Source organism: Streptomyces sp. A01 (assembly GCF_059026195.1).
In genome coordinates, this window is record NZ_JBWLKN010000024.1 from 118,266 (window position 1) to 128,724 (window position 10,459).

The 10,459-nt window shown below is 69.7% G+C and carries 11 protein-coding genes; 7 read left to right on the plus strand and 4 right to left on the minus strand.

The genetic code is table 11. The features are described from left to right. Positions 1–201 precede the first annotated feature (201 nt). From AC5P1B_RS27570 to AC5P1B_RS27595, 6 genes are all read left to right on the plus strand, one after another. A complete protein-coding gene (locus AC5P1B_RS27570) occupies positions 202–966 on the plus strand; it encodes a CoA transferase subunit A (RefSeq protein ID WP_493890514.1) in 765 nt (254 codons plus the stop codon). Beyond that, positions 966–1,652 carry a 3-oxoacid CoA-transferase subunit B gene (locus tag AC5P1B_RS27575; protein WP_493890515.1) on the plus strand — a complete coding sequence of 229 codons (687 nt, stop codon included), beginning with the start codon at positions 966–968 and terminating at the stop codon, positions 1,650–1,652. The genes AC5P1B_RS27570 and AC5P1B_RS27575 overlap by 1 nt, the downstream gene beginning before the upstream one ends. Beyond that, entirely contained in the window at positions 1,649–1,786 is a 138-nt protein-coding gene (locus AC5P1B_RS27580; RefSeq protein ID WP_493890516.1) for a hypothetical protein, read from the plus strand. Before AC5P1B_RS27575 ends, AC5P1B_RS27580 begins: the two co-directional genes overlap by 4 nt. Continuing rightward, complete coding sequence (gene pcaH, locus AC5P1B_RS27585) at positions 1,783–2,565, plus strand: protocatechuate 3,4-dioxygenase subunit beta (protein ID WP_493890517.1); 783 nt, start codon at positions 1,783–1,785, stop codon at positions 2,563–2,565. Before AC5P1B_RS27580 ends, pcaH begins: the two co-directional genes overlap by 4 nt. Continuing rightward, positions 2,565–3,185 carry a protocatechuate 3,4-dioxygenase subunit alpha gene (gene pcaG / locus AC5P1B_RS27590; RefSeq protein WP_493890518.1) on the plus strand — a complete coding sequence of 207 codons (621 nt, stop codon included), beginning with the start codon at positions 2,565–2,567 and terminating at the stop codon, positions 3,183–3,185. Before pcaH ends, pcaG begins: the two co-directional genes overlap by 1 nt. A gap of 146 nt (positions 3,186–3,331) precedes the next feature. Further along, positions 3,332–4,519: a 4-hydroxybenzoate 3-monooxygenase gene (locus tag AC5P1B_RS27595; protein WP_493890519.1), complete on the plus strand. Its 1,188-nt coding sequence runs from the start codon at positions 3,332–3,334 to the stop codon at positions 4,517–4,519. A gap of 7 nt (positions 4,520–4,526) precedes the next feature. Here the strand turns inward: AC5P1B_RS27595 and AC5P1B_RS27600 are convergent, their stop codons facing one another. Both AC5P1B_RS27600 and AC5P1B_RS27605 read right to left on the minus strand, forming a co-directional pair. Next, positions 4,527–5,066, minus strand: a complete 540-nt coding sequence (locus tag AC5P1B_RS27600; protein WP_493890520.1) for a DoxX family protein — start codon at positions 5,064–5,066, stop codon at positions 4,527–4,529. A 490-nt stretch (positions 5,067–5,556) separates the two neighbouring features. Beyond that, positions 5,557–6,144, minus strand: coding sequence for a TetR/AcrR family transcriptional regulator (locus AC5P1B_RS27605; RefSeq protein WP_493890521.1), 588 nt, complete (start codon positions 6,142–6,144; stop codon positions 5,557–5,559). 69 nt (positions 6,145–6,213) lie between these two features. On the opposite strand from AC5P1B_RS27605, the gene AC5P1B_RS27610 reads away from it, so the two are divergent. Beyond that, positions 6,214–7,107, plus strand: a complete 894-nt coding sequence (locus AC5P1B_RS27610; RefSeq protein WP_493890522.1) for an NADP-dependent oxidoreductase — start codon at positions 6,214–6,216, stop codon at positions 7,105–7,107. A gap of 611 nt (positions 7,108–7,718) precedes the next feature. On the opposite strand, the gene AC5P1B_RS27615 is transcribed toward AC5P1B_RS27610, so the two are convergent. Both AC5P1B_RS27615 and AC5P1B_RS27620 read right to left on the minus strand, forming a co-directional pair. Next, the gene (locus AC5P1B_RS27615) at positions 7,719–8,117 is read right to left on the minus strand and encodes a peptidase inhibitor family I36 protein (protein ID WP_493890523.1); all 399 of its coding nucleotides are present in this window, start codon (positions 8,115–8,117) and stop codon (positions 7,719–7,721) included. A 466-nt stretch (positions 8,118–8,583) separates the two neighbouring features. Beyond that, a complete protein-coding gene (locus AC5P1B_RS27620; protein WP_493890524.1) occupies positions 8,584–9,540 on the minus strand; it encodes a transcriptional regulator in 957 nt (318 codons plus the stop codon). Positions 9,541–10,459 lie beyond the last annotated feature (919 nt).

A 10,459-nucleotide genomic window follows, 5' to 3' on the forward strand; every position in this document is an offset into this window, starting at 1 on the left:
GGGCACCGCAACGGTGGCGGATGGGCGGATGGGTGTGGCCTGTGCCGGTCATGGCGGTCGGCGGCGCCGGTTCGGATGTGGCCGGTTCGGACGTTCCCGGCCGTTGACAGGCGGGCGGTCGGACACCACACTCGAACAGAAGTGAAGTTTACTTCACTTCGCGAACTTCCCTTTGTGGGCGGCACACTGACAGGTGGTCGAATGGACAAAGTGGTCGCCACCGCCGCGCGCGCCGTGGCCGACGTGCGGGACGGCGCGTCGTTCGCGGTCGGCGGCTTCGGCCTCAGCGGCGTACCGAACGTACTGATCCACGCCCTGTACGAGACCGGGATCAGCGGCGTCAGCGTCGTCTCCAACAACTGCGGGGCCATGGAGTCCGGGCTGGCCGTGCTGCTCGCCGCCGGGCGGATCAGCCGCGTCACCGCCTCGTACATCGGCGCCAACAAGGAGTTCGCCCGCCAGTATCTGGCCGGTGAGCTGGAGGTCGAGCTGATCCCGCAGGGCACCCTCGCCGAGCGGCTGCGCGCGGGCGGCTCCGGCATCCCCGCCTTCTACACCCCCGCCGGAGTCGGCACCCAGGTCGCCGACGGCGGACTGCCGTTGCGCTACGACGGCGACGGTGGAGTGGACTTGGTGTCCGAGGCCAAGGAGACCCGGGAGTTCGACGGTGTGGAACACGTCCTGGAGCGCGGTATCCGTACCGACTTCGCGCTCGTCCGGGCCGCACGGGGCGACCGGCACGGAAACCTCGTCTTCAACAAGTCCGCCCGCAACTTCAACCCCCTGGCGGCGATGGCGGGCCGCGTGACCATCGCCGAGGTCGAGAAGCTTGTCGAGCCGGGCGGCATCGACCCCGACCAGGTGCACCTGCCGGGCGTCTTCGTCCAGCGAGTTGTGGCCCTCACGCCGGGGCAGGCCGCCGACAAGAAGATCGAGAAGCGCATGGTGACGGAGGCTCGGGGCTGATGGCCTGGACCCGCGAGGAAATGGCCGCCCGCGCCGCGGCCGAGCTGCACGACGGCAGTTACGTCAACCTCGGCATCGGCCTGCCCACCCTGATCCCGGGCTGTCTGCCGGAGGGAGTACACGTCGTCCTCGAATCCGAGAACGGCATCCTCGGCACCGGCCCCTTCCCGTACGAGGACGAGGCCGACCCGGACCTGATCAACGCGGGGAAGGAGACCGTCACGGTCCTTCCCGGTGCCTCCTTCTTCGACTCGGCGCTCTCCTTCGCGATGATCCGCGGTGGCCACATCGACGTCGCCGTGCTCGGCGCCATGCAGGTGTCGGCGCGCGGGGACCTGGCCAACTGGGCCGTCCCCGGGAAACTGGTCACCGGCATCGGCGGGGCCATGGACCTGGTCCACGGCGCCCGCCGCGTGCTGGTGACGATGACTCACACCAGCAAGGACGGCAGCCCCAAACTCGTCGAGGAGTGCACCCTCCCCCTCACCGGCCGCGCCTGCGTCGACCGCGTCATCACCGACCTCGCCGTCCTCGACGTGACCGGGGAGGGGCTGGTGCTGGTGGAGACCGCGCCGGGCGTCACCGCCGCCGACGTACGCGAGGCGACCGCCGCACCGGTCCGTACCGGCACCGATATCGCCCGTACGACCGGGCCCGCGGCGTCCGCCAAGGAGAGCCCCCGTTGAGCTGCCGCCCGCGCGACATCTACCTCGTCGACACCGCCCATACCCCCCCGCTCGGCGCGTACGACGGTGCCCTGTCGGTCTGCCCTGTCAGCCAGGGCCTCGCCTCGTGCTGGAAAGGCAGGCCATCCGCATGACCCCCCTCATCCAGACCGACAACAGCGAGAACAGCGACAACAGCGACGACATCGCGCGGGCACGTGAGGACCACACCGCGTCCGCCGACGCAGCCGCCCGCCACCATCCCGACCGTGCCTACGCCCCGTACCGCAGCAGCGCGCTGCGCCACCCCAAACGGCCCCTGGTGTCCGCAGGAGGTGACCCTGACGCCGTCGAGCGGTGCGGCCCCGTCTTCGGCGTCACCGACGTCACCGAACTCGACCACGACCTGACCCGGCAACACCACGGCGAGCCGCTGGGGGAGCGCATCACGGTCACCGGCCGGGTCCTGGACCGGGCCGGCCGCCCCGTGCGCGGCCAACTGGTGGAGATATGGCAGGCCAACGCCTCCGGCCGGTACGCGCACCAGCGAGACCAGCACCGAGCCCCGCTCGACCCGCACTTCACCGGAGTCGGCCGCTGCCTCACCGACGACCAGGGCACGTACACCTTTGACACGATCAAGCCCGGCGCCTACCCCTGGCGCAACCACACGAACGCCTGGCGCCCCGCCCACATCCACTTCTCGCTGTTCGGCAACGCGTTCACCCAGCGCCTGATCACCCAGATGTACTTCCCCGGCGATCCGCTCTTCGCCCTCGACCCCATCCTCCAGTCGGTCACCGACGCCTCCGCCCGCGACCGCCTGGTCGCCACCTACGACCACGACCTCTCCACGCCCGAATGGGCACTCGGCTACCGCTGGGACATCGTCCTCGACGGCCAAGCCGCGACCTGGACCGAGGAGGGCCGCTGATGCCAGAACCGTCTCCCATTACCTCCCCGGGCGCCACCGCGCACCCGGGCGCACCAGCCCCCACCCCCTCACAGACCATCGGCCCCTTCTACGGCTACGCCCTGCCCTTCACCGGCGGCGCCGACCTGGCCCCCGCGTCCCACCCCGACGCCCTCACCGTCCACGGCTACGTCCTCGACGGCGCCGGAGCGGCCGTCCCCGACGCCCTCGTAGAGCTCTGGCAGCCCGCCCCCGACGGCTCCCGGCGCGGCGCGCCCGGCTCGCTGCGCCGCGACCCCGTCACCGGCGCGGTCATCGGCCGCGACGCGACAGACTTCACCGGCTTCGGGCGGGTGGCGACGGACGCGGACGGCCACTACGCCATGCGCACGCTGCCACCCGGCGGCGTCCCGTACCTCTCGCTGATCGTCTTCGCCCGCGGACTGCTGCACCACCTTCACACCCGGGCCTACCTGGCCGACCGGACCGACGCCACCACCGAACCGCTGCTCGCCCCACTCGAACCGGCGCGCCAAGCCACCCTGCTCGCCACGCCGGAGCGGCCCGGGCTCCACCGCTTCGACATCCGCCTGCAATACGACGGGGCCCATGAGGAGACGGTCTTCCTCGCCTTCGACTGAGCCCACATCCGGGTCTGACACCGCGTCCTGATCGGCCGCCGCGCCGCCCGGCAGTCCCCGGACACGACTGCCGACCGCGCGCGTCGAGGGGAGTGAGCCTGGACGAAGCCCTCTGCCCGAAGCCCTCAGAAGAGGAGAAGCAGGCCATGCACACCACCGTCGGCATCATCGGCGGCGGCCCGGCGGGGCTCCTGCTCGCCCGGCTGCTGCACCACGCGGGCATGGACTGCGTGGTCCTGGAGAGCCGCGACCGCGCCTACGTGGAGCAGCGCCAGCGCGCCGGCATCCTCGAACAGTCCACGGTCGACGCCCTGCGGGCCGTCGGCGCCGCGCAGCGCCTGGACGCGGAGGGACTGGTCCACGACGGCATCGAGTTGCGCTGGAACCGCCGCCGCCACCGCGTCGACTTCCCGGCGCTCACCGGCGGCAGACGGGTGTGGGTGTACGCCCAGACCGAGGTCGTGAAGGACCTGATAGCCCTGCGGATAGCGGACGGCGCCCCGTTGCTCTTCGAGGCCACCGTACGCTCGGTCGAGGGAGCCGACACCGGCCGACCGGTGATCCACTACACCCACGAAGGCCGGGAGAAGGCCCTCACTTGCGACTACGTGGCGGGTTGCGACGGCTTCCATGGCGTGACCCGCGCCGCGATCCCGGCACGGGAACGGCGCACCTACGAACGGGCTTACCCCTACTCATGGCTCGGCGTCCTCGCCGATGTCCCGCCCTCCTGCGACGAGTTGATCTACGCGCACTCCTCACGGGGCTTCGCCCTGCACAGCATGCGTTCCCCCCACGTCAGCCGCCTGTACGTGCAGGTCCCGCACGGCACCGACCCGGCGCACTGGCCCGACGAGCGGATCTGGGACGAGCTCGACGCCCGCTTCACCGTCGACGGCGACTGGGTGCTGGAACGCGGGCCCATCACCGCGAAGGCCGTGCTGCCGATGCGGAGTTTCGTCACCGAGCCCATGCGCTACGGCCGGGTGTTCCTCGCGGGCGACGCCGCCCACATCGTCCCGCCCACCGGCGCCAAGGGCCTCAACCTCGCCGCTGCCGACGTCGTGGTCCTCGCCCGCGCCCTCGCCCAGCTGAAGGACACCGGCTCTCACGAACTGCTCGACGCCTACTCCGAGACGTGCCTGCGTCGTGTGTGGCGCGCAGAGCACTTCTCGTCCTCCATGACCACCATGCTCCACACCGACCCCGCCCAGGGTGACTTCGAGACCCGCCTGCAGATCTCCCAGCTCGACCGGGTCGCCGCCTCCCCGCACGCGGCGGCGGAGCTAGCCGAGAACTACGTAGGCCTGCCCCTGCCCTTGCCCTTGCCGTGAAGCCCCCTCACACCCCGTCGTCCGGGCCCTCGTCAGCCGTAGCCGCAGGTGGGGTCGCACGGCGGCTGACGACCACGGTCGCGGCGGCCGCGCTGAGCGCGAAAGCCACCAGTACGGCGACCGGCCGGTCCAGCTTGTGCCTCGTGCGGTGGTCGAGCGAGTAGCGCCCCGGCCCGGCGAGCCCGAGACCGGCCGCGACGAATCCGAGGAAGGCCGGGTACTCGAAGCCGCCCTCCTGGGCGAAGAACCCCGACGGCGCGTGTACCGAGACGGCACCCGCCATGGCTCCCGCCGCGGCGGCTCCCGCCATCGGGGTGGCGAGCCCCAGCGCGAGCAGCGCGCCACCGCCGGCCTCGCCGAGACCAGCCGCGACCGCGCTCTGCCGCCCCGGTGTGAAGCCCATCTGCTCCATCCCCTGGGCGGTGCCTTCGATGCCACCCCCGCCGAACCATCCGAAGAGCTTCTGCGAGCCATGCGCGCACAGCACGCCTCCGGCCCCCAGACGCAGGGCGAGCAGTCCAAGGTCCTTGCGGTGGATGAAGGCCATGGAGCCAAGCCTTTCCGTAGACGTGGGCAGCGAGATCCGCTCCAAGCCTGGTGCGACCGCGCCGCCTGCGCACGCGGTCGCGGCAGGCGGAGTAACGGAATCGGAGCCGCTTTCCCTACGACCAGGACCGCTCGGCCGGCTCGGCCGAGCTCTCGTCACCTGGCCAGGGTCCTGCGGGCCGCCAGGCGTGATGCCGTTCATGACTGTTCGACTCGGCATGGTGAGCGTGCCGACTCCCGTCAGCCACCTACGGAAATTCGTATGTGGTCCAGGAGAGAGAAGTGGGCCATCCGGTACCGGGCAGAGGTCAGAGGCGCCGACGAAGGCGGCGAGGGTCCGTGGAACCGGCGGCTGGTCCGTAGGGCGGGGCGTGTTGAGCGCCAAGGCGCGGGAGCGCGATCGGCTCAGCTGGGGCGAGCGATGAGACACCTTCGTCCGGCGACTTGTCTCAGCTCGCCCCGGCACCTGCCCTCCCTGGAGGAACAGTTCCTCACGTACGTCGAGAAGGGCAGGTGGCCTCCCAGGCTGCCTCGATCATCCAAAAGATCTCGTCCACCGCGGCCTCCGGTTCGGCCGCTTCACGGGCCAGCGAATAGGCGTCGATCACGAACCTCGCGATCGTCCGGCTCGCCGTTGCGGACTTTGACAGTTCGGGATCGGCGGCGATGGCTGTTGCCAGCGCCTCTGCGTGGCGCAGCCTCACCGACTCCTCGTATTTCCGCAGGGCGGGTGATTCGTCGATCATGCACCAGATCGGGGCGGCGCTGTCCGCCGTGCAATGTCGCACCAGGGCCTGGATCTCGCTGCGCAGCGCGGGGATGAGCGGCTCGTGCGGCGCCCGGCCGGTGACCGCCCGCGTGAGGCGTTGCTCGAAGTCCTCGTCCTGCTCGAAGACCAAGGCCTCCTTGGAGGCGAAGTGGGAGAAGAGTGTGGTGACGGCCACGTCGGCCTCAGCGGCCACTTCACGGATACCCACCGCGTCGTACCCGCGCTCCAGAAAGAGCCGCAGGGCGGTGTCAGCGATCTTCTGGCGGGTCGCGGCCTTCTTGCGCTCACGGCGCCCGGACGGCACGGTCATGCGCTAACACTATCAAGTGCGAAGCCGGAACTGCTCCAAAACGCTAACCGTTAGTGCTACGGTCGTCGCATGAAGAAAGTGAGCTTCGCCGAGTTCGGCGGTCCGGACGTTCTGCGCCTCATAGATGCCGAGGAGCCCCACGCGGGCCCCGGCCAGGTACGCGTCGCCGTGCGGGCGGCGGGCGTGAACCCCGTCGACTGGAGGGTCCGCGAAGGCCAGATCCTGGGGGCCCATCCGATCGAGTTGCCCGCCGGGGTCGGGCTGGACGCCTCCGGGGTGGTCGACGAGGTCGGAGAGAGCGTGGAAGGGGTCGAGGTCGGCGACCACGTGTTCGGCGAAGGCTCCAGCACCTATGCCGAGTTCGCCGTGCTGTCGGCCTGGGCCCGTATGCCCGAGGGGCTGACGTTCGAAGAGGCCGCCGGATACCCCTCCGTGGTGGAGACCGCGCTGCGCATCATCCGCGAGGTCGGTGTGCGGCCTGGACAGACGCTGCTGGTCAGCGGTGCGTCCGGGGGAGTCGGATCGGCGGTGCTGCAGATCGCCCACGACCGCGGCATCACGGCGATCGGCACCGCCGGGGCCGCGAACCAGGACTATCTGCGAAGCCTGGGTGCCCTCGCCACCACGTACGGCGAGGGCTGGGTCGAGCGGGTGCGGCAGCTCGGCCAGGTCGACGCGGCCCTCGATCTGGCCGGCTCGGGCGTCATCCGCGAGCTCGTCGAGCTGACCGGAGACCCGCAGAAGGTGCTCTCCATCGCCGATCTCGATGCGCCGGAGCTCGGTGTCCGGTTCTCCGGCGTGGCCGGGAGCGTGCCGGATGCGCTCGCCGAGGCCGTCGGCCTCATCTCGCGCGGAAAGCTCCACATCCCGGTCGAGAGGTCGTACACGCTCGCCGAGGCCGTGGCCGCACACATCGACAGCCAGGCCGGTCACACACGCGGGCGCCGGGTCGTGGTCGTCTGAGCCGGTTCCTGCACGGTCGCACGGCCCTGCAAGCTGACCTTGGCGGTGCCGAGTGGCGGCGGTGAGCGCGCTGCCCGTCGCCGAGTCGCCGGGCAGGGATGGCTGCCGGTCTTCGTGCTCACAGCATGCGGTTCGCACAATGACTGACGTGATGGGATTGCCCGGCTGATCCAGGGTTTCGCCAGTGGCTGGCGATGGTCATCAGCCGGGCAACCATCGCCGCCCTCGTCTTCGGAGCCGGCCTGGTCCGGGTGCTCAACGTGATCGCGGGGATCGGCTCGCGCTGTTTCATAGGTGGTCGCTCGTGAAACACCCCGCCGCCCGGCAGTCCACCTGCGCCGCCCCCGTGCGGGCTCCCCATGCCGGACCCGCAAAGGCAAGGTGGAACGTGAGGGCCCTCGATCGCACCCGTTGGGGCGTCAGATCAGGTCAGCCGCTTGGGCCTTGTCCCGGTCCTCGCTGAACCCGGTTACGGGAGCGTCACTCACCACCTGGCGGTAGCTATACGAGCGCACCCTCATAACCGGGTGAGAACGGCTACTCACACCGAACGTTTTTTGCGGTGCCCCATCTCAAGCAAGGGCACTGAACCAGGCACTCGGAGGTGACGATCAGGCCGGACAACGACCGGGCCGCACGGAACTGACCTGGTCACTCATGCTGTATTGGGTGAGGTTTCCCTTGTAGGTGGCGGCGACAGTCAGGCATCGCCCCGTGAAGTTGGTCCCCGTATAGACGGACCAGATCCGGCCGTTGCGATTTCGGAGGGACGATGTGATGTTGTCGAAGTCCAGGGGGAGAGTTCTGCGTTCTCCTTGCAGGCCCAGGACACGCCCGTTTCCGTCGATGTGCTCGAATAGGCAGAAGTTGGGACTGGCGCACCGGTCGTAACCGGTCGCGTTCCCCGTGGACGGTGCTGCTGATGCCGCGGGCGCGGTCAGGGCCGCGAGAGTAAGCCCCGCTGCCATTGCCATGCCGGTGGTCATCGTCCGAAACTTTGATGCGGGCATGATCCCTCCCCTTCAGTCGGTGTGCTTCCGGTGGCGGCGGGCGCCGCAGGGCCGGGTGGTCGCAGTTCCCCAGTCGGAGGCCGTTGGAGCACCACCGTGACAAGCTCGTCCCTGGCGGGCGTCCTTACGCCATTTCGGCGCCTCACCCACTCTTTGCAACGCCGCGTACAGGTCATGTGCGGGCCGTTGGTTCGTCTCCCGCACGCTAGGTGCCCGCGGTCTGCACGACGGCACCGAGAACGGCGGTGAGATGAGGCTCCATGCGATCTCCAGGATGGAGTGAGTGGGGTGTGGCTTCGCATCCTGGGCGAGCCAGCCACCCACGGTCTACCTCTTAAGCCATGGCTTAAAGGGGGGGTGGGTTCGTGACGGCAGGCGCGGCCGGCCGGCGCATTATGAGAGTCCGGTGGCAGCCGAGAGGGGAGGCGCTTCGCCTACCGGACTGACGCCACGGCACTTTCTGAGCTCACGGTTCCGTCAGGGTGCCCGTCCGCAACAAGGCCAGCCCGAGGGGGGTGATGAGGTGCAACACGGACCCGCCTCGGCGGCTGGTGGTGATGAGAGTTGTGTTCCGCAGAGCCGTCGCGTGCTGACTGGCCGCTGCGGCCGTGACGTTGAGGCGGCGTGCCAGTTCGGTCGTCGTGCAGCCTTCCGCTGTCACCTGCAGGGCGGCAGCTCGCGTGCGGCCAAGCAGAGACTCCAGGTTTCGGAGGGCGGAGCTGTCCGGTTCTGCCAGTCTGCTACCGGTCAGCGCCTGGCGAAGGGCGGGCACGGTCAGGCGGGGTGGCTGGGTGGTATCGAGCGGGTCCCATAGAAGGCTCACCGGGCGCTTCGCGAAGATGGTGGGTGTGATGAGCAGTCCCCTGCCGCGGAGATGCACCTCGACCGGGCGCGGGTAGGGAGCTTCGAGCACCGGCGGACGCCAGCGGACCAGTGGTGCACAGATTGAACGCAGCAGCAGATCGATGCCACCCTCCAACACCAGGCTCGCGCAACGGGTGGACAACGCGACCAGTTCGGCCCGCCCTTCATGCCAGAAGGGCTCTACTGTCAGCCGATGGCAGGCGCGCACGGCCTCGGCGAGCTCCCGCAGCGCACCGCGGTCCCCTTCGGACACCCGCCTGGCCCACGGTAGGTGCCCGGGGTGGAAGTCGAGACCCGCGAACTCGCGTCGCAGCCGGGCCACCGGGGCGTGCAGCAGGTTGTCCACCGCGTGGTCCACAGAGGGCACATCACCCATCAGGGCCAGCAGATCAAGCCCAGGACCACGTAGGGGAACCAGGGACGTCAGAGGGCGGGTGTCCGCTCCCATCCGGCCCGCGACCGCTGACTTCCACGAGCGGAAGTGAGGAAGGTCCCGGTTCTCCCTCAGCAGCTCCAGGCTGTAATAGATCTCCGCAGCGACACCGATCGTTGCAGCCACCCGTGTCCGGGCGAGGTCTTCCGTCGTGAAGTGAATCCGTAACACCGACCGGCCCCCTGCTGCCGTAGTAGAGCACGTGAACGTACCGCGCCCGCGCCTCGACTCGACCGACCGGCAGTCCTTCGACGCGCAGCTCGACTCTCTCGCCGAGGCCGGGGTCACCCGGGACTTCCCGGAGAAAATCCCCGCCCGCGCCGTCAAGCGTCCCGAGCTGGAGGCCGCCGTCAAGCTCGCCGGGCAGATCCGCGACAGCACCCTTCAAAGGCCACGAGTCCGCCCGCAAACGCGGCAAGACCATCGGCGGCGCTGGCGTCACCGACGACTCCACGCTGTCCATGGCCCTCCACCTGCTCAACCAGGAGATGAGCCTGCGCGGCATCGCCAACCGCCTCGTCATCACCACCGGCAAGAGAAAGGCCCGCACCCCTCACCCGCCACCGTCATGCGCATGCTGCGCGAACACGACGAACAGGCCGCCACGGCAGCAAACGCGTAACGAGCCGCGAAAGCTACCAGCGAGTTACTTGTTCTCCCGTGTCCAGGCTAGGACACGAGGGCCCAAAATGACCGGCAATCGCTCGCTAAAACCCTGCTCGGCTCGAACCCGCCACACCCAAAGGCGTCGATGAGCCACTCACGCGCGGGTTCCTGCCCCCACAACCTCGGTACCCCCTCAACGAGATGGCAGCGGAAGCGCTAGCGGTCGTCCGCAGTCTTACGGGCTGGGCACCGGGCGACCGTCCTGAGTTCCTGCCCCTGTCGGGCTGGCAAGTTCGGACGGCAGGGGCGGGGCTCAACGCCCACCTCGACGGGGATGGGGCAGCCAGTGCACAACGGCGTGGGGGCGGCCCCACGTTTAAGTCAGTTGACTGAGGCCGCGTTCCCCGGGGGCTCAACTGACACCAGGATGAAGACCCGG

Bases quoted from the DNA above. Each gene is read 5' to 3' on its own strand.
- AC5P1B_RS27570 (WP_493890514.1), top strand. From the start codon at position 202: ATGGACAAAGTGGTCGCCACCGCCGCGCGCGCCGTGGCCGACGTGCGG.
- AC5P1B_RS27575 (WP_493890515.1), top strand. From the start codon at position 966: ATGGCCTGGACCCGCGAGGAAATGGCCGCCCGCGCCGCGGCCGAGCTG.
- pcaH (WP_493890517.1), top strand. From the start codon at position 1,783: ATGACCCCCCTCATCCAGACCGACAACAGCGAGAACAGCGACAACAGC.
- pcaG (WP_493890518.1), top strand. From the start codon at position 2,565: ATGCCAGAACCGTCTCCCATTACCTCCCCGGGCGCCACCGCGCACCCG.
- AC5P1B_RS27595 (WP_493890519.1), top strand. From the start codon at position 3,332: ATGCACACCACCGTCGGCATCATCGGCGGCGGCCCGGCGGGGCTCCTG.
- AC5P1B_RS27600 (WP_493890520.1), bottom strand. From the start codon at position 5,066: ATGGCCTTCATCCACCGCAAGGACCTTGGACTGCTCGCCCTGCGTCTG.
- AC5P1B_RS27605 (WP_493890521.1), bottom strand. From the start codon at position 6,144: ATGACCGTGCCGTCCGGGCGCCGTGAGCGCAAGAAGGCCGCGACCCGC.
- AC5P1B_RS27610 (WP_493890522.1), top strand. From the start codon at position 6,214: ATGAAGAAAGTGAGCTTCGCCGAGTTCGGCGGTCCGGACGTTCTGCGC.
- AC5P1B_RS27615 (WP_493890523.1), bottom strand. From the start codon at position 8,117: ATGCCCGCATCAAAGTTTCGGACGATGACCACCGGCATGGCAATGGCA.